This window comes from Nocardia brasiliensis ATCC 700358 (assembly GCF_000250675.2).
Lineage (GTDB): Bacteria > Actinomycetota > Actinomycetes > Mycobacteriales > Mycobacteriaceae > Nocardia > Nocardia brasiliensis_B.
In genome coordinates, this window is the sequence record NC_018681.1 from 8,568,391 (window position 1) to 8,585,389 (window position 16,999).

At 67.3% G+C, this 16,999-nt stretch carries 17 protein-coding genes and 1 pseudogene; 7 read left to right on the forward strand and 11 right to left on the reverse strand.

Features of this window, described 5'->3' with window-relative positions; genetic code table 11:
* Window position 1 precedes the first annotated feature (1 nt).
* From O3I_RS38190 to O3I_RS38200, 3 genes are read right to left on the reverse strand one after another with little or no spacing between them, the layout of a single operon-like run.
* On the reverse strand, window positions 2-856 hold the full coding sequence (locus tag O3I_RS38190) for an MlaE family ABC transporter permease (protein ID WP_014988406.1): 855 nt from the start codon (window positions 854-856) through the stop codon (window positions 2-4).
* Between the two features lie 19 nt (window positions 857-875).
* The gene (locus tag O3I_RS38195; protein WP_014988407.1) at window positions 876-1,064 is read right to left on the reverse strand and encodes a hypothetical protein; all 189 of its coding nucleotides are present in this window, start codon (window positions 1,062-1,064) and stop codon (window positions 876-878) included.
* A complete protein-coding gene (locus O3I_RS38200; RefSeq protein ID WP_014988408.1) occupies window positions 1,064-1,288 on the reverse strand; it encodes a hypothetical protein in 225 nt (74 codons plus the stop codon). The genes O3I_RS38195 and O3I_RS38200 overlap by 1 nt, the downstream gene beginning before the upstream one ends.
* Before the next feature lie 287 nt (window positions 1,289-1,575).
* Between O3I_RS38200 and O3I_RS38205 the strand changes: the two genes are divergently transcribed.
* A complete protein-coding gene (locus tag O3I_RS38205) occupies window positions 1,576-2,484 on the forward strand; it encodes an oxygenase MpaB family protein (RefSeq protein ID WP_014988409.1) in 909 nt (302 codons plus the stop codon).
* A gap of 64 nt (window positions 2,485-2,548) precedes the next feature.
* Here the strand turns inward: O3I_RS38205 and O3I_RS38210 are convergent, their stop codons facing one another.
* Window positions 2,549-3,679, reverse strand: coding sequence for a serine hydrolase domain-containing protein (locus O3I_RS38210; protein ID WP_014988410.1), 1,131 nt, complete (start codon window positions 3,677-3,679; stop codon window positions 2,549-2,551).
* Window positions 3,680-3,822: 143 nt separating this feature from the next.
* On the opposite strand from O3I_RS38210, the gene O3I_RS38215 reads away from it, so the two are divergent.
* From O3I_RS38215 to O3I_RS38230, 4 genes are all read left to right on the forward strand, one after another.
* On the forward strand, window positions 3,823-4,644 hold the full coding sequence (locus tag O3I_RS38215; RefSeq protein ID WP_014988411.1) for a carboxymuconolactone decarboxylase family protein: 822 nt from the start codon (window positions 3,823-3,825) through the stop codon (window positions 4,642-4,644).
* A gap of 51 nt (window positions 4,645-4,695) precedes the next feature.
* Window positions 4,696-5,391 (forward strand): type 1 glutamine amidotransferase domain-containing protein, encoded by a 696-nt coding sequence (locus O3I_RS38220; RefSeq protein ID WP_014988412.1) that lies wholly within the window; start codon window positions 4,696-4,698, stop codon window positions 5,389-5,391.
* A 120-nt stretch (window positions 5,392-5,511) separates the two neighbouring features.
* Window positions 5,512-6,384, forward strand: coding sequence for an aldo/keto reductase (locus O3I_RS38225; RefSeq protein WP_014988413.1), 873 nt, complete (start codon window positions 5,512-5,514; stop codon window positions 6,382-6,384).
* Window positions 6,385-6,778: 394 nt separating this feature from the next.
* On the forward strand, window positions 6,779-8,125 hold the full coding sequence (locus O3I_RS38230; RefSeq protein WP_014988414.1) for a helix-turn-helix domain-containing protein: 1,347 nt from the start codon (window positions 6,779-6,781) through the stop codon (window positions 8,123-8,125).
* Window positions 8,126-8,142: 17 nt separating this feature from the next.
* Here the strand turns inward: O3I_RS38230 and O3I_RS45840 are convergent, their stop codons facing one another.
* From O3I_RS45840 to mftA, 6 genes and pseudogenes are all read right to left on the reverse strand, one after another.
* On the reverse strand, window positions 8,143-8,304 hold the full coding sequence (locus O3I_RS45840) for a hypothetical protein (RefSeq protein WP_167829202.1): 162 nt from the start codon (window positions 8,302-8,304) through the stop codon (window positions 8,143-8,145).
* A gap of 122 nt (window positions 8,305-8,426) precedes the next feature.
* The gene (locus O3I_RS38235) at window positions 8,427-8,645 is read right to left on the reverse strand and encodes an MbtH family protein (protein WP_014988415.1); all 219 of its coding nucleotides are present in this window, start codon (window positions 8,643-8,645) and stop codon (window positions 8,427-8,429) included.
* A 669-nt stretch (window positions 8,646-9,314) separates the two neighbouring features.
* Window positions 9,315-10,778 (reverse strand): mycofactocin dehydrogenase MftG, encoded by a 1,464-nt coding sequence (gene mftG, locus O3I_RS38240; protein ID WP_014988416.1) that lies wholly within the window; start codon window positions 10,776-10,778, stop codon window positions 9,315-9,317.
* 27 nt (window positions 10,779-10,805) lie between these two features.
* A complete protein-coding gene (gene mftF, locus O3I_RS38245) occupies window positions 10,806-12,206 on the reverse strand; it encodes a mycofactocin biosynthesis glycosyltransferase MftF (RefSeq protein ID WP_041563134.1) in 1,401 nt (466 codons plus the stop codon).
* A 230-nt stretch (window positions 12,207-12,436) separates the two neighbouring features.
* Window positions 12,437-13,993, reverse strand: coding sequence for a mycofactocin radical SAM maturase (mftC, locus tag O3I_RS38250; protein WP_014988418.1), 1,557 nt, complete (start codon window positions 13,991-13,993; stop codon window positions 12,437-12,439).
* 14 nt (window positions 13,994-14,007) lie between these two features.
* Window positions 14,008-14,082, reverse strand: a pseudogene (gene mftA, locus O3I_RS46970) (mycofactocin precursor MftA); the annotation flags it as partial.
* 351 nt (window positions 14,083-14,433) lie between these two features.
* Between mftA and mftR2 the strand changes: the two are divergent.
* The gene (mftR2, locus tag O3I_RS38255; protein WP_228833046.1) at window positions 14,434-15,072 is read left to right on the forward strand and encodes a mycofactocin system transcriptional regulator MftR2; all 639 of its coding nucleotides are present in this window, start codon (window positions 14,434-14,436) and stop codon (window positions 15,070-15,072) included.
* Window positions 15,073-15,134: 62 nt separating this feature from the next.
* Window positions 15,135-16,244, forward strand: coding sequence for a ferredoxin--NADP reductase (locus O3I_RS38260; RefSeq protein WP_051066840.1), 1,110 nt, complete (start codon window positions 15,135-15,137; stop codon window positions 16,242-16,244).
* 4 nt (window positions 16,245-16,248) lie between these two features.
* On the opposite strand, the gene O3I_RS38265 is transcribed toward O3I_RS38260, so the two are convergent.
* Entirely contained in the window at window positions 16,249-16,989 is a 741-nt protein-coding gene (locus tag O3I_RS38265; protein WP_014988422.1) for a DNA alkylation repair protein, read from the reverse strand.
* Between the last annotated feature and the right edge of the window lie 10 nt (window positions 16,990-16,999).

The window sequence follows — 16,999 nt, forward strand, 5'->3', positions numbered from 1 at the left end:
CTCAGAGCACCTTCGCCGGGAACAGCGTGTTGTACACCTGGGTGATGATGATGTTGGTGGCGAACAGCATCAGCGCCGAATTGACCACGGCCGCGTTCACCGAGTTCGCGACCCCGCCGGGGCCGCCCTTGGTGTGCAGCCCGATATCGCAGGCGATGATCGCGGTGAGCGCCCCGAAAATGGCGGCCTTCACCAGCGCGACGATCAGGTCGTTCGCCACGGCGAAGGAGGCGAAGGTGCTGATGAACGAGCCCGCAGTGCCGCCCTGCGCATAGACGTTGAACAAGTAGCCGGTGGCGAAGCCGACGAACACCACGAACCCGCACAGCAGCATGCTGACCAGTACCGCGGCCGCGAGTCGCGGCGCGACCAGCCGGCGGATCGGATCGACGCCCATCACCCGCATCGCGTCGATCTCCTCCCGGATGGTGCGCGAGCCGAGGTCCGCGCAGATGGCCGAGCCGACCGCACCGGCGATCATCAGCGACGTGACCAGTGGCGCACCCTGCCGGATGATGCCGAGACCGCTGACCGCGCCGATGAACGTGGTCGCCCCGACCTGACTCACCAACGCGCCCAACTGGATCGAGACCACGACGGCCACCGGGATCGCGACGAAGACCGTCGGCGCCGCGGAGACGTTGGCCATGAACGCGCACTGCTTGACGAATTCCTGGAACGGGAAGCGGCGAGCCACCAGCGCACGGATCATCTCGACGACGGCGTCGCGACCGAGCCGCACCTGCCTGCCGAGGGTTTCCAGCGACCGTTGCGGGTGGCGCTGCCACAGGCCGCGCAGGTCGTCGACGGCCTTTTCCAGATCGGTCCGGTCGGGCGGTCGTTCGGTGATGGTCACAAGAATTGCCTTTCCGGCCTCAGGCGGTACCGCTCAGTTGCCGCTCGAGCAGGACGAGAAGAAGGCCGAGCACCGCGGTGCCCGCCGCGACGGAGCTGAGCACGGCGAGCCAGAGCCCGAGGCGCAGCACCGGATGCACCCGCCGGCGTCCACCGAGGATCTGCACAGCCAGCACCAGCACGTCGATCAGCCGAACCAGGATCATCATCAGGTCATGCACACATTCGAGAAGGTGAGTACGGGCCAGCACACGATCGAGCCCAGGAACGACACGACCACGTCGATGCCGTGCATATTCCGTAGGTGGCTGGTGTGCGTGAGCGTCCAGACGAGGCCGATCAGCCCGTAGGGAACGGCGAGAATGATCAGGGTCCCGAGGAACTCCGAGACCTTCATCTCGTAGCTGAACAGCCGATCCAGCTTCTCGAGCATGCGTGTCCTTTCGCGTGCCGACCGAACGTCACCGGCCCCACACGAGCGCCCGCAGAGATCCGCCGTTGGATGTGGCCGGCCGCCGTGCGGTCCGGTATGGGCGGCTATGTTACGCACGATTCCGGACTCAATGGAAGGGTTTGGCGAAGATTGCCAGCCGGTTCCGAAACGGATAATTGCACGCACATCGGTACGTTGACGACAGACCGCAGGCGACTTAAGTTATCTGTAGTTCACAGCTTCTTTATCGGGATGCCGAGTCGATCCAGCCTTGGGAAGGACTCCCTATGACCGCCGCCGCCCACTCCCCCGATCAGCACGATGTCGCCCCGCTGCCGAAAGAACGCACCAGAATCCCGATCGGCTCCGCGCATCGACCGGTCCGCAAACGCCCGATCACACTGACCGACGCGCTGGACTTCTGGTCCTTCGCCGGGGCAGCGGCCAATGTGGCGATGCAGATGGCACGGCCCGGCGTAGGCTACGGCGTCGCCGAGAGCAAGGTCGAATCCGGGGCGCTGATGCGACATCCCTGGAAGCGGGCCAGGACCACCACGCAGTACCTCGCCGTGGCAATTCTCGGCACGGAAGCGGAACGGCTCGCGTATCGCGAGGCGGTGAACGTCGCGCATCGGCAAGTACATTCGGCTCCGGGCGCCGCGGTGAAGTACAACGCGTTCGACCGCGATCTCCAATTATGGGTCGCCGCATGCCTTTACATCGGTTTCGAGGACACCTATCAGCTGCTCCAGGGCCGCATGAACGACGAGCAGGCAGAGGCGTTCTACGCCACGTCGTCGACCCTCGGCACCACGTTGCAGGTGACCGAGGAGATGTGGCCCGCCACCCGAGCGGATTTCGATCGGTATTGGAACGAAGCATGCACTCGGGTCGCGATCGACGAATTCGTCCGGAGCTACCTGGACGACCTGCTCGAGCTGCGCATGATCCACTGGTATCTGCGGCTCCCGTTCCGGAACCTGTTGAAGTTCTTGACCATCGGCTTCCTCGCACCCGTTTTCCGGGAACAGCTCCGCGTCGAGTGGACCGCCGCCGATCAACGGCGGTTCGAGCACCTGTTCGTCTTCGTCGCCTTCGTCAACAGATTCATCCCCCGCTTCGTCCGGCACGGCGGGACCCACGCCCTCATGGCCGACGTGCGGCACCGAATCCACAAGCACAAGAACCTGATCTGAGCGTGACACCGTCGTCCGGGCGGCGCACCACCCGGACGACGGAGACCCCTCGATCAGACAGGACTCACGGGCAGAGCGCGTCGCTGAGCAGGTCGATGAAATCGGGTTCGGACTTCGGCGCTTTGTTGAAGGTGTAAGTCACGGCCCGGCCGTCCGGGGTCGCGCCGGACAGCGTCAGGAAGCCGTAGATACCACCGCTGTGCCCGACATATTCTGCGCCGCAAGACAATCGGATCGATCCGACGCCGAGCCCGTAGGACATGTCGATGGTCTCGTCGCCCATCGGCACACCGGCCCGCATCTGCTGCAATTCAGCGGCGGGCACCACTTTCCCGGCCAGCAATGCGGTGAAGAAGCGGTTCAGGTCGGTACCGGTGGACACCATTGCGCCGGCCGCCCACGGCACCGACGGTTCGATGCGGGACACCTCGGTGACCACGCCGTCGATCTCGTCGTAACCCTGCGGGTGCGGACCGCGAATATCCCGCTCACCGGGACCGGGCAGGTAGGTGTCCGACAGCCCGAGCGGAATCAGGATCCGCCACTCGAGTTCCTCGACATACTTTGCGCCCGTGACTTTTTCGATGAGCATCCCGGCGACGATGTAGTTGGTGTTGCTGTACTCGTAGCGGGCGCCGGGCGCGAAATCGGCGGGCATGGTCAGCGCGATCGCGATCTCCTCGGCCGCGGTCATGGTGCGGTTCTCCAGCGCCGCCCGGTACTCGTCGACGCGGGGATCCTTGGTGAGTTCGGGCAGCCCGCTCTGATGACGCAAGACCTGGCGTACCGTGATCGCCCGCCCATCGATGCCCGGTCCGGTCAGCAGGCCCGGCAGGTAGGTGTCGATCGGCTCGTCCAGCCGGACCTTGCCCTCCGCGACCAGTTGCAGAATCACCGCACTGGTAAAGGTTTTCGTGATACTGCCGATCCGGGTGCGCTGCAGCGGCTCGGCGGGCATCTTCGCGTGCGTCGCGGTGTCGGACTCGCCACTGGTGAGTACCGCGGTCCTACCGTCACCGGTGACGGTCGCGATCGCGCCGACGCCACCCGCCGCGACGATTTTGTCGATGTTCTCCTGCACCTCACGAATCCTGTTGTCCGACGGCGGTTGCTCCGGGCCCGGCGACGATTCCGACGAGCACCCGGCAAGCAGTGCGGCAGCGGCGAAGGCGGCGACGAGCGGTGCGAAGCGCATACCCGCAACGGTAGGTAAGTCATCGGTGGACGCACATCCGGGACGAACCCGGAGATCGCCCCTGAGGCGCTGTCCCCTTCGAGGATGAGAAAGCGCCCGCGAGGGCTTGCGTTGGAGTGCACTCCACCTTTTACAGTCCTCCCATGACCACGATCCAACAGCCCACCGGGGACAACGACCGTTTCGAGCGCGGCTTGGCACTGCTCAAAGAGATCGGCGGACCCGACGGTCCCGCGGTGCTGGAAAGTCTGGGCGATATCGCACCCGACCTGGGCCGGATCACCGTGGAGTTCGGCTACGGCGATATCCTGTCCCGCCCCGGCCTGACCCTGCGCGAACGCGAGCTGACCACGGTCGGCGCCCTGGCCGCACTCGGGCACGCCGCGCCGCAACTGCGCTGGCATATCAACGGCGCGCTCAACGTCGGCTGCACCCGCACCGAGATCGTCGAGGTGCTGATCCACGCCAGCGTCTACGCCGGATTCCCGGCCGCGCTGAACGGACTCACGGCTGCGAAAGAGGTCTTCGCCGCCCGTACCGATCTGCCCGGCGAGCCCGCGCCGGAACCGGCTCCGGCGGGTGCGCGGTTCGAGCGGGGCACGGCGGCGCTGTCCGAGATCGACGGCGAAGCCGGCGAGCAGGTCGTCGCCGCATTGCAGGACATCGCCCCGGATTTCGCGCGGCTGCTCGTCGAGTTCTCCTTCGGCGATATCTATGCCCGGCCCGGGCTCGACCTGAAGACCCGCGAAATGGTGACGGTGGCGATGTGCACCGCCCTCGGCGTCGCACCCCAACTCGGCGTGCATATCCACGGCCTGCTCAACGTCGGCGGCAGCGAGCAGGAAGTGGTCGAGGTCTTGATCCAGATGGCGGGCTACGCCGGCTTCCCGGCCGCGCTGAACGGAATCGCGGTGGCGCGCACGGTCTTCGCCGAGCGCCGCAGCCATCGAAATGCCGATGCCTGATATCGGCGATCCCATTGGCCACCTTCCGTGCCCGTACCTAGGGTCGGAGACATGGCGAAAATACTGTTCGTACTGACCGGTGCCGACCACTGGACCCTGGCCGACGGCACGCTGCATCCCACCGGCTTCTGGGCCGAGGAGTTCGCGGTGCCCTACGAGGCGGCCACAGCGGCTGGCCACGAGATCGTGGTCGCCACGCCCGGCGGTCTCGTGCCACCGGTGGACAAGGGCAGCCTGGCCGCCGAGTACAACGGCGGTCAGGACATCGCCGACAAACGGGCCGAAACACTCGCGAACGCCGTCGAATTGCAGCGGCCCGCCGATCTCGCCCAGGTCGACCTCGCCGACTACGACGCGGTCTACTACCCGGGCGGGCACGGGCCGATGGAAGACCTCGCGGTGAACCGCGAATCCGGCGAACTCCTCACCGCCGCACTGCGATCCGGCAAACCGCTCGCGGTCGTCTGCCACGGTCCGGCCGCCCTGCTCGCCGCCACGAACGCCGACGGAACCAACGCCTTCACCGGCTACGCCCTCACCGGTTTCACCAATGCCGAGGAACGGCAGGGCGGCCTCGCGGACAAGGCCAAGTGGCTGCTTCAGGACCGGCTCGTCGAACTAGGCGCGGATTTCCAGGAGGGCGAGCCGTGGGCGCCGAAGGTGGTGGTGGACCGCAACCTGATCACCGGCCAGAATCCGGCGTCGTCCGCACCGGTCGCCGCGGAGCTGCTGAAGAAGCTTGCCTGAGCGGCCACGGGAATCACCGGCGGGGTCGAGACGTTGGTCGCGATAGTGACGTCGTCACGTCTGACCCGCAGTAAGGCTCGTCCGCTTTCGCGTAATTCCCCTCGGAAGGAACCGCATCATATGAGCACCGACCTCAACGCCCGGCCCGCCGCCGCGTCCGGGACCTTCGCGATCGGCGCAGACCTGCCCGTCCATCGGCTCGGTTTCGGCGCCATGCAACTGACCGGTCCGGGCGTCTGGGGTGATCCGGCCGATCCCGACGAGGCGGTGCGAGTGCTGCGCCGGGTCGTCGAACTCGGCGTGACCTTCATCGACACCGCCGACTCCTACGGCCCGTTCGTCAGCGAGCAGCTCATCCGGAAGGCCTTGCACCCGTACCCCGACGACCTCGTGATCGCCACCAAGGGCGGCTTCACCCGCAGCGGCCCCGGCGATTGGCGGGCGGTCGGCCGGCCCGAATACCTGCGTCAGCAAACCGAACTCAGCCTGCGCCACCTCGGGCTGGACCGGATCGACCTCTACCAGCTGCATCGGATCGATCCGCAGGTGCCGCTGGCCGACCAGCTCGGCGAGCTGGCGCTGCTCCAGCAGGAGGGCAAGATCCGGCACATCGGCCTGTCCCAGGTGAGCGTCGCGCAGCTGGCGCAGGCGCGCGAGATCGCCACCATCGTGTCGGTGCAGAACCTCTACAACCTGGCCAACCGCGACGACGAGGACGTGCTGGACTACGCCGAACGCGAGAACATCGCGTTCATCCCGTGGTACCCGATCGCCACCGGCAAGTTGGCCGCGCCCGGCGGTCCGCTCGATGCCATCGCCGCGGAGCACGGTGCTTCGCCCGCACAGCTGGCACTGGCCTGGCTGCTGCGGCGCTCGCCGGTGCTGTTGCCGATCCCGGGGACGTCCAGTGTCGCGCACGCCGAGGAGAACACCGAGGCCGCGCGGATCACACTGACCGACAAAGAATTCGAAAGTCTCGCCGCGGCGGTGTGAGTCACCGTCGCGCGCGTTCCCCGAAACTGGACAGTCTCGACGGAGACTGTCCAGTTTTGTTTTTCGCGGCTCGATGATTGCCGGGACCGCTTTGCGCGCACCACAATTCCCCGCGATACCGGGGGAAATGCGGCATTGTTCACCTCCATGCAATGTCGGTGCACCCGGCACCGAAGGCGCCAACCGGAATCACGCTCGACACGGATGGATCAGGCCGTGCCGGGACCGCGCGCTGGATTCCGGAATGCCGGCGCCCTCGTGAGGGTTTGGGCAGAACCCCGGCGCCGGGTGCGTGATTCAGCGTGCACGTTGCGATTCGGTGGATAACAGTCCCGAATGCGGTAATTGCGGGTAGTTTCCGTTTGTATCAGCCTGGTGCGAGGAAGCGGGACCTATGGTTGAGATCGACTGGACGGGCGAGGATGTCCGTGCGCTTCGCGCCGCGATGCGGCGAAGCCGGTACGAATTCGCGCGTCTGGTGGGCGTCACCCCGCGCACCGTTGTCCTGTGGGAAAACGGCCGGACGAATCGGATGCATGCCGCCAGCCAGCGTCTGCTGGACAAGGTCGTGTCCGATGCCGATCCGGCCGTCGTCGCGCGCTTCGAGCGGACTGTCACGGCAGGTCGGGGCTCCGGCTTCGACCTCGCGGACTCCGACCCGGCGCCCGATCCGCACACCCAGCTCGGTAGGGACATCGGGCTCGACAAGGAAGTCGAGGATGACGACGTGAGAAGGCGAGAGTTATTGGCCTGCATCGGCGCGGGCCTGACCGGCCGGGCCGCCGAGCTGATCGCGAGCGAGCCGGAGAAGATGCTGGCCACCCTGGATGCCGGGTCGATGAGCGAGCGGCGGCTCGGCTTGCTCGAGCACTCGGCCGAAGAACTCGGCAAACGGGTGGTGCATCTACCGCCGCACGAACTGCTGCACCCCACGCTGGAGCAGTTCCGCACGGTCCGTGGCGCGCTCGCCCAGCGGCAGGCGACCCATCACCAGGTCCGCCTGGTCCGCACGGCGGGGCGACTGGCCAACGTGGTCGGCGAAATCCTGTTCAACGAAGGACATTTCGGACAAGCCCGGATGTGGTACGGCACGGCGATCCATGCCGCGCAGGACATCGGCGACCGGTACTCGGAGGATATCGCGCTGGCCGGTCTCGCGTATCTGCCGACCTACAGCGACAAACCGAAGGAAGTGCTGAACCTGCTCGGCGGGCGGCTCGACGACAATCCGGCACACGGACCCGCGGCGGCCTGGCTGTGGGGAATGGCGGCCCGCGCGCACGCCAGCCTCGGAAATGCCGACCAGTTCACGCGGTGCATCGAGAAATCCGCGCGCGCATTGGAAGATATTGACCAGCAAGAACTTACGGTTGGCATTTTTTCTTATCGCCCGGAGAAACTCGCCTTCTATCAGGCGATCGGTAACGCGCGACTCGGCCGCGCCGGCGAAACCGCGAAAGCCGCGGCCCGCGCCCTCACCCTGTACGACCCGCGAGAAACAATGGAGCCCGCGCTCGTTCGCTTCGAGCACGCCACCGCGTTGCTGACCGCGGGTGAGATCGACGAAGCGTGTTCCATTGCGACACAAGCGATCACCGGGAACAACACCTATATCGGACTGACTGTCACCAAGCGCGCCAAGCAGTTCGACACCGCGCTGTCCGGCTTTCGCGGGCGCGCGGTCACCGGCTGGCGCCAGCACGCCCGGTCGGTGCTCGAGGCGTCCCGGACCAGGGCCTGACGAACCGTCCAGGGCCGTTATGAATTCGTTGCATCCTGCGGGCGGGCGCGGTGCATGACACCGGTGAGCCAACCGCTGATCTGTTGTGTCTGCGCGGGTGTCGGGCGGCCGGACTCCCAGCGACGGGCGGCTGCGATCAACGTCTCCGGCAGCGTGGGGGTGATCCGTTGATTCGTCATACGTACATGATGCACTGGGGCGCAGCAGAGTACGAGTAGGGGGCGAGGTGCGTCGACCGGCAGGGGGGATGGGAGCCGACGCACCCCGCCTATATGGGTGGTTTTTCGGGTTCGGCGCTACCTCAGGAGGTTTCGTTCGACCCGGCTTCGATGAGTGACTTGGGACGCATATCGGTCCAATGGGTTTCGACGTAGTGCAGGCACGCTTTGCGGGCCGCGGCCCCGTAGGCGATCGTCCAGCCGCCCGGTACGGCGGCGAAAATAGGCCATAACGAGTGCTCGCCGTCGGCATTGATCAAGACGTAGAACTGGGCGTCGTCGTTGTCGAAGGGGTTGTTCATCCGGTTTCCTAGCTTCCTGGTCGGGTCAGGGTTTTCGGGGGTCGGGTGCCACGGCGCGCTCCCGCAGGGTGCTGCGGGCGCGATCGCGCCAAAACGTGAAAGGAGCGCCACGATCCGCGGGGGCTCCGCGTCGCGCGCGGGTGTGCGCGGCAGACGAGCGTCGCCCGGACGGGCGGAACTGTGGCGAGTGCGACGAAGTATGCGACGGCCATCGCGGCCGGAATCCCCGCCGGTGCCGAACCTTCCCTGAGTCCGGCACCGGCGAAGCCTGACGCAGCTGCCCGCCTTCGGCGTCGTGGAACCGTCGATCCGGTTCGGCCGCTGCTTGGTTCAGCCTACTGGGGGCGACCGACATTTCCGGCGGTTCGGGACACAAGCCGGTGCGGATCGAGCCGGGTGACGAAGTCGGGAGCGGCGGCCGCGCCGAACGGCGCTGGGCCGGACCGGTTGTGGTGAGCTGTACCCCCGACGGATACAGCTCACCGGGCATGCCGCAGTGCCACTCCGTATGTAGCACCAGAGCCTCCTCGAGCGGCAAAACAACAGCTGGCCGATGCCCCTGCGGGCAGGCATGGCGAACATTAGGCGCTTGCCCCAATAAATGGGGGCGTTTTCCTTTAAACACCGGGACGGTCGACCAGTTCGCTACGTCGCGGGCCGGATCTCGTCTCAGGGGGTGAGATGAGTCGCGGCGTGTTCGGCGATCATCACCACCGTCGCCTGCGGCCCACGACTCAGCGGCACCGGGACGACGGACAGGTCGACGATCGAAAGGCCGGTGACGCCGTGCACCCGGCAGCGTTCGTCCACGACCGCTCGCTCATCGTCCGGTGGGCCCATGCGGCAGGTGCCCGACAGGTGTTGCGAGGTCGCCAGGTTCGCGCGCAGCCAGGCATCGGCCTGTGCGGGCGTTCGTGGCATCGGATCCGTACGCGGTTGCGCCGACATGCCGTGCAGCAGGTCCATCGCGAGGTCGACCGCGGTGCGCAGCCGGGCGCGATCGCGCTCGGCGCGTAGATAACCGAGCCGGATATCCGGCGGGGTCGCCGGGTCGGGCGCACGCAGCCGCACCGTGCCCGCGGACTCCGGTCGCATCAGCGCCACCCCGAGCCGATAGGTGCCCGGCGTGAAAGCGACCGTATAAGGCCGGAATTCGAGGTCGTCCACTGCCAGTGCGTATTCCAACGCGACGGCCGCCCGCGCCGGTGCGGGCATGCGATATTCGAGACCGATTTCTGGATGGTCGGTGCACCAGGCGCCGACCGGGGCCGGATGCACCACCGGAATTCCCGACGCTCGGAGCTGTTCGGCATCGCCGACACCCGAACGCAGCAGCAGCGCCGCCGTTTCGATCGCACCCGCACTGAGCACGATCCGATCGGCCCACACCGTTTCGGTGCGACCGGCGCGCAGCACGTCGACGCCGATCGCACGGGTGCCCCGGAAAACAATGCGAAGCGCCGAAGTATCACCGTGCACGGTGAGATTCGGCCGATTCAGCGCGGGCAACAGGTAAGCGAGCGCGGTACTGGTGCGCACCCCGTCGGCGATATTGCACGGCACCCGGCCCACACCGTCGGTGGCGCCGGGCGCGTTCAAATCGGAAAGCAGCGGAAATCCCGCGACCACACAGGCGTTGGCGAATTCCTCGCTCAGCGGTATCGGATCGGCGGTGCGCCGCACCGGAATCGGGCCGGAGCGGCCGTGCCAGCGCCGGTCACCGAAATCCAGATCGTGTTCCGAGCGGCGATACGCGGACAGCACCGCATCAAAGGACCAAGTGTTCGCGCCATTCAGTACCTGGCTCCACGCCGCGAAATCCGCGGGCCCGGCGCGCACGAAATAGCTGCCGTTCACCGCGCTCGAACCGCCGATCGCCCTGCCGCGCACGATGTTTCCGGTCTGCTCGGCACTGTCCGCCGCAGCCAGCGCAATCGGATAGCGCCACAACCACGGGGCGTCCGCCTCGACCGGCAGCCGCGTGGCATCGCGCAGTCGCGCCGGAACCTCGGCGGGTGCGCGCCACACCGGGCCTGCCTCGAGCAGCCGCACGGTGTGGTCCGGGTGTTCACTCAGCCGCGCGGCGAGCACACAGCCCGCCGTACCGCCGCCGACGATCAGCGTGTCGGTCATCCGCCGTCCGATCGAGCCGTGGGCGAATCAGTGCGACGGCGCAGTGGGTTTCAGCGATTCCGGGCTGCGGGCACGGAAGGCACCGACCCAGAGCCCGGTGCCGTAGGCGATATCGTCGAGCCGCTTGTAGGCCACATAGCGCACCGGATCGAGGCCGCCCGCGTCGCGATGGGTGAACCAGTCGGCGAGGCCGTCCGCGACCGCCATGGTGATCGCGATGCGCCGAATTCGCCTGGAGGCCAGCATCGCGAGCAGCGTCACCGGCCAGTAGTGCCGGCACATCGCCGAGGCCAGCCGCCACAGCCCGGCGAAGAAGCCGCGCGAGAGGTAGATTGCGGCGATCCGCGTCGGGTTGTCCAGCTCGGCGAACACCCGGCGTAGTCGCACCAGCGCGGTCGCCAGCGTGACCAGCCCGCCGAGCAGGCCCCACTTGGACTTGGTGGCGAAGAGGAAGGCCGCCAGCATGGTCCACGACGGCAGCGACAGCGGCGAGACCATCCCCGGGTGCCGCTCGCCGAGCGGCGCGGCACCGGTGCCGTAGAACATCTTTCGGCCGAACCAGGCGCGGAAGGACACGCGGTGGTCGTGCGCGACATGGGCCGCGGGCTCATAACGCAACCGCCAGCCCGCCTGCTCCAGCCGCCAGCACAGATCGACATCCTCGGCGACCTGCATCGACTCGTCGAAGCCGTCCTGCGCGAGCAAGGCGCGGCGACGCACCAGCAGCGCGGCGCTCGGCACGTAGGACACCAGCCCGTGCGACTGCACGGCCGCCTCACGCCTGCCCAGATCCAACGAGGAGCGGGTGTGCTCGTAGCGGGCCAGTGCGTTGGACTCCGGGTCCAGCGCGACGATCCGCGGGGCCACCAGCGCCACCTCCGGATCGCTGAAGTGCCCGAGCATCACCTCGAGCCAGCCGCTGCGCGGCACCACGTCGGAATCCAGGAAGGCGACGAAGTCGGTTGTCGCGGCCTTCAATCCGGCATTGCGCGCGGCCGCCGGACCCTGCCGCTGATCGTGGCGCAGCACGGTGACCCGGCAGCGGGTGCCCCGATCGCGCGGGATGTGCACCGGCTGGTCCGAGCCGTCGTCGACCACGATGACGTTGTGGCCGCGCAGCGCCGCGAGCAGCCGGGCCAGCCCGTCCGGGTTGTTGTACAGCGGCACAATGACGGTGACGTCCTCGGGCGAGGGCAGCAGGCGCGGACGCGGGTTCGCGACACCGGAGTCGAGCAGCCGTCTGGCAACGGTCGCGGACTTCGGCCCGGTCACCTCGAGGTACCCGTCGCCGATCATCTCGGCGGCCTCCGGGGCAAGTCGCAGCAACCGGGCGGGGGAACCGCCGATCAGCACTCGTCCTCCGGAGTATGCGCGTACCCGTGGATCAATCCGCACCCCGAATCCGTCGGGCAGGCGATCATGGCGCATTCCTGGCATGCTAGGCGGAGATTCGCGAACAAGCATCATCAGTCCGGTTAAAAGGACAGAATTCCGCACGAATCGGGACCGCCGGCGCGCCGCGACGGATATCGCCGACAAAGTTGGCGCGGCGCATTTCACACGATTCCAGCATTCGGCAACGCGACGGCAATCGGCCGGTCGAAACCGGAACTCGACTGCCGCGCGTTCGTCAGCACACGACTGGCAATTGCCATCGCTTAAGCCAGCGGACTCTCGTCACAGGCGCGCGCCGGGCGACGTTCAGGTGAAAATCCGCTCGGGCGCGTCACCGACAGGGTCAACGGCACGGGCGCGGGTTTGCGTGCGCCGGTGCGCGGTGTCGCCCGCCGCGAATGATCGACCGAGGAGCGCGGGATCAGCCGCGCCGGATCGGCCAGCGCCGCCTCACCGTACCCCTGGACGCATTCCGGGTCCGGTCCGTCGGCGGGCAAGCCGGTGAAGAACTTGGCCGCCATGCAGCCGCCGCGGCACGAGTCGTAGTGGCTGCACGACGCGCAGGCGCCGCCACCGCTGGGCGCACGCAGCTCCGCGAACAGCTCGGACTCCTGCCACACGGTGCGAAAACCGCCGTCCGCCACCACGTTTCCAGCGTGGAACCGGTCATGGATGGCGAACGGGCAGGCGTACACGTCGCCGAGCGGGTCGACCAGGCAGACCACCCGTCCCGCCCCGCACAGGTTCAGCCCGGGCAGCGCCTGACCGAACGCGGACAGGTGGAAGAACGAGTCGCCGGTGAGCACGCCCTCGCCGTTGCGCAGCAGCCAGTCGTAGAGCACCCGCTGCTGCTCCTGGGTCGGATGCAGGTCGTCCCAGACGTCCGCGCCGCGGCCGGACGGCCGCAGCCTGGTCAATCGCAAAGTCGCGCCGTATTTTTCGGCGATCGCCCGGAACTCGTCGAGCTGACCGATGTTGTGCCTGGTCGCCACGACGGACAGTTTCGCGTCGCGGAAACCCGCCGCGGCGAGGTTCTCCAGCGCGCGGATGGCCATCGCGTACGAACCCGGCCCGCGCACCGCGTCGTTCACTGCCGCGTCCGCGCCGTCCAGCGAAATCTGTACGTCGACATAGTCACTCGCGGCCAGCCGGGCGGCCACCTCGGGCGTGATCCGAACTCCGTTGGTGGAGAACTTCACACCGACGTGGTGCGCGGTGGCGTAGTCGACCAGCTCCCAGAAGTCCGGGCGCACCGTGGGTTCGCCGCCGCCGATGTTCACATAGAACACCTGCATGCGCTCGAACTCGTCGATCAGCGCCTTGCACTGTTCGGTGCTGAGTTCGCGCGGATCCCGCCGGCCGGACGAGGACAGGCAGTGCACACAGGACAGGTTGCAGGCGTAGGTCAGTTCCCAGGTGAGGCAAATCGGCGCCGCCAGACCGGATTCGAACCGATCGACCAGCGGTACCGCCGCGTCGGACGGCGGGACCACCCCCGCCGTCGACGGTGCCGCGCTCACAGCAGCGGCGGCGGCGGGCGCCCGCGTAGCAGCGGCGGGCGCCTCGATGATCATCTCCGAATCGACCAGCTGTGTCAGCGCTTTCACATACTGCGCGGAATTCTCCGCCGAGATGCCCGCGGCCCCCAGGGCCGCCCGCGCGGACTGGTGTGCGGGCAGTGACCGCACGATCTCGACGATCCGCGGACTCTTCAGGAAGGAGAGTTTGCGGGTGCCGAAATGGTAGAGCAAAGCACCGAACGGTTCCGGGCGCAGCGCCACCCGGGGGTGTAGCTGCCATCGGTCGTCGAGATCGAACATGGTCGTTCCGCCTGTCAGTAGACGCCGCACATACCGTCGATGGAAACCTCATCGATGAGGCTCTCCTCGACCAGCGGCGCGGTGTCCTCGCGCGGTTCGGTGGTGCCGACCGTGCCCGAGTGGTCGGTCTCGGCGTGTCCGTTGGCTCCGTATTCCGGCATGTCTACCTCCGAGCAAGCGTCCGGTGGCTACCCGATGTAGCCCCGGTCACACGATAACGTCATTCGCTGACAAAATGGAACACGTTCTTGTGTGTGACTTCGCCGCCGCAGGCAGAACGGCCTGCCCGCACCCACATCGATCGGCCGGAGTCGGTCGTCACCATTGCGACGGAGTCACCCGCACAGCGACCCGGGCGCGGCCGCGCCCTCTAGACTTCGGAGAGAAAGCAGCTGAACAGGACGGGACGGGCGACAGGCGCCCGCGGTGGTAGAGGTGGCATGGGAGTCGGACGAATGCAGGCGAGCGGGGGCGGCAACACTCTGTCGGAGTCCGAGATCGTCGAGGCCGCGCTGCGAGTGGTCCGCGAAGACGGCGTGGAGAAACTGTCGATGCGACGGCTCTCCCGCGAACTCGGAGTTTCCCCGATGGCGCCGTATTACTACGTCGCGGACAAACGCGAGCTGCTCGACCTGGTCGCCACCGCCGCGCTCACCGGAGTGCGCACGCCACCAGCCGAATCCGGCCCGTGGCAGATCCGGCTGCGCGATCTCATCGACCAGATCGACGAGAAGCTGCGCAAGCACCCCGGCCTCGGCGACGTACTGATCGAGCAGATGCTCGGCAAACAACTCGACCTGATCGCGGCCATCATGGAGATCCTGTTCGAGGCGGGCTTCAACGACCGCAATGTGCTCGCCGCCTATGCCACCATCCACACCTACCTGTTCGGACGCAGCCGGGTGAACCCGCGCGACCGCGCGCCGCTGTCGGATGTCGCACTCCCGAATGCCGTCGAACGTGCCACCAAGCACATGGCCGACCTGCGCGGGAAGTACGCCTACGACTTCGGCATGGAGGTGCTGATCGCCGGACTGGAGGCCCAGCTTGTCCGGCAGCCGACGTCCGACGTACGATAAAACTGAAACACGTTCTAGTTTTGGCGCCGAGAAGCGCCTGTGCCAGGTTCGAGAGGACGAATATGGATGCAGCATCGCGGAGCGATCCTGTGGGGGGCGGCGGTCGGGCGACGGGTGGGCCAACCGTCGAGGTTCCACACGGCTCACGTTCGGTCGTGCTGCGGGTAGCAGCGGTCATCACGGAAACGCCCGATACCTGTTCGCTGGTCTTCGACGTGCCCGATGAACTCGCCGAGCGGTTCCGCTACCACCCCGGCCAGTTCCTGACCCTGCGCATTCCCAGCGATCTGACGGGCTCGGTGGCGCGGTGCTATTCACTGGCCAGCTCGCCGTTCACCGACGACCACCCGAAGGTCACCGTCAAGCGGACCGCCGGCGGCTACGGCTCGAACTGGGTGTGCGACAACGTGAAAGCGGGCGACTCGCTCGAACTGCTGCCGCCCTCAGGTGTTTTCACGCCGAAGGATCTCGACGCGGACCTGCTGCTGTTCGGCGCGGGCAGCGGCATCACGCCGGTGATGTCGATCCTGAAATCGGCGCTCGCGCGGGGCAGCGGCCGAATCGTGCTGGTGTACGCCAACCGTGACCACGAATCGGTGATCTTCGCCGACGAACTGCGTGACCTGGCCGACAAACATCCGCAGCGCCTGACCGTGATCCACTGGCTCGAGCACCTGCAGGGCCTGCCGACCGCCGACGCGCTGGCCACCCTGGCCTCGCCCTACCAGAGCTTCGAAGCGTTCATGTGCGGGCCGAAACCGTTCATGGACCGGGTGCACGACGCGCTCGCCCAGCTCGGCGTGCCGCGCTCGCGCACGCACGCCGAGGTGTTCAATTCCCTTGCGGGCGACCCGTTCGCGGACCAGGCGCCGGTCGAGGTGTCCGACGCGGAAGCGGCCGAGGCCGCCACGGTCGAGGTGGAACTCGACGGCGAGGTGCACGAGCTGTCCTGGCCGCGCAAGCAGACCCTGGTGGACATCATGCTGGCCAAGGGTCTGGACGTGCCGTACTCCTGCCAGGAGGGCGAATGCGGGTCGTGCGCGTGCACGGTGCTCGAGGGCAAGGTCGAGATGGACAACGCCGAGATCCTCGACCCCGAGGACATCGAGAACGGTTATATCCTCGGCTGCCAGGCACATCCGGTGACCGATCACCTCAAGATCCAGTTCTGATCGATCAGCGCGCGCGATAGTGTGCGCGCACCGCGGGATCGAGATGTTCGGTCGCATAGCTGAGCGCGGTGCGACCGAGATCGGCGGCATGCTGGTCCAGGAAGCCGGTGAGCAGGCGCTGATCGATGCGCTTGCCCACCTCGCGCAGCATCCAGCCGAGGGCCTTCTGAATGAGATCGCGGCGATCGTCGAGCAGCCGCTCGGACAGCGCGAATGTGGTTGTGGCGTCCCCGGATTTGATGAAGGCGAAGGTCGAGAGCAGCGCGACCCGCCGCTCCCACAGCGAGTCCGCGGCGGCCAGCTCGAACAGCAGCTCGCGTGGCTTGTCCAGCAGCCACGGGCCGATGATGTTCTCGGCGGACACGTCGACCAGATCCCAGTTGTTCACCCGGCCACGGCGCACGGCGGCCAGATAGCGGTCCACCATTTCCGCGCGGGCCGCGTCGTCGAAGGTGCGCGGCTTGGACGCCTTGGCGAACCGGGCATTGAGCACGACCAACCCGGCGAGGCGGTCCTCGTGCACGGAGCTGTCCAGCAGTAGGTCGATCTCGTCGAGGGGCAGTGCCGCAAAGCGTTTCGCGACACCGCGGGTCGCCGGGACGCGCACGCCGACGAACACGTCGCCCTCGCCGTACTCACCGGGGCCGGTCTTGAAGAACCGTTGCAGATGGATCGCGTCGGCGGGATCGGCGATCGCCCGCAGCGCGGCCTGCACCGCGGCCGCGGTCTGCGCGCCTTCGGTCATCGCGGACACC

What these genes read in the sequence shown, in the direction of transcription:
- O3I_RS38260 (WP_051066840.1), top strand. Translation starts at nt 15,135, where the DNA reads ATGGATGCAGCATCGCGGAGCGATCCTGTGGGGGGCGGCGGTCGGGCG.
- mftF (WP_041563134.1), bottom strand. Translation starts at nt 12,206, where the DNA reads ATGCGCCATGATCGCCTGCCCGACGGATTCGGGGTGCGGATTGATCCA.
- O3I_RS38195 (WP_014988407.1), bottom strand. Translation starts at nt 1,064, where the DNA reads ATGATGATCCTGGTTCGGCTGATCGACGTGCTGGTGCTGGCTGTGCAG.
- O3I_RS38205 (WP_014988409.1), top strand. Translation starts at nt 1,576, where the DNA reads ATGACCGCCGCCGCCCACTCCCCCGATCAGCACGATGTCGCCCCGCTG.
- O3I_RS38235 (WP_014988415.1), bottom strand. Translation starts at nt 8,645, where the DNA reads ATGAACAACCCCTTCGACAACGACGACGCCCAGTTCTACGTCTTGATC.
- mftC (WP_014988418.1), bottom strand. Translation starts at nt 13,993, where the DNA reads ATGTTCGATCTCGACGACCGATGGCAGCTACACCCCCGGGTGGCGCTG.
- O3I_RS38265 (WP_014988422.1), bottom strand. Translation starts at nt 16,989, where the DNA reads ATGACCGAAGGCGCGCAGACCGCGGCCGCGGTGCAGGCCGCGCTGCGG.
- O3I_RS38230 (WP_014988414.1), top strand. Translation starts at nt 6,779, where the DNA reads ATGGTTGAGATCGACTGGACGGGCGAGGATGTCCGTGCGCTTCGCGCC.
- O3I_RS38215 (WP_014988411.1), top strand. Translation starts at nt 3,823, where the DNA reads ATGACCACGATCCAACAGCCCACCGGGGACAACGACCGTTTCGAGCGC.
- mftG (WP_014988416.1), bottom strand. Translation starts at nt 10,778, where the DNA reads ATGACCGACACGCTGATCGTCGGCGGCGGTACGGCGGGCTGTGTGCTC.
- O3I_RS38220 (WP_014988412.1), top strand. Translation starts at nt 4,696, where the DNA reads ATGGCGAAAATACTGTTCGTACTGACCGGTGCCGACCACTGGACCCTG.
- O3I_RS45840 (WP_167829202.1), bottom strand. Translation starts at nt 8,304, where the DNA reads ATGACGAATCAACGGATCACCCCCACGCTGCCGGAGACGTTGATCGCA.
- O3I_RS38210 (WP_014988410.1), bottom strand. Translation starts at nt 3,679, where the DNA reads ATGCGCTTCGCACCGCTCGTCGCCGCCTTCGCCGCTGCCGCACTGCTT.
- mftR2 (WP_228833046.1), top strand. Translation starts at nt 14,434, where the DNA reads ATGGGAGTCGGACGAATGCAGGCGAGCGGGGGCGGCAACACTCTGTCG.
- O3I_RS38200 (WP_014988408.1), bottom strand. Translation starts at nt 1,288, where the DNA reads ATGCTCGAGAAGCTGGATCGGCTGTTCAGCTACGAGATGAAGGTCTCG.
- O3I_RS38225 (WP_014988413.1), top strand. Translation starts at nt 5,512, where the DNA reads ATGAGCACCGACCTCAACGCCCGGCCCGCCGCCGCGTCCGGGACCTTC.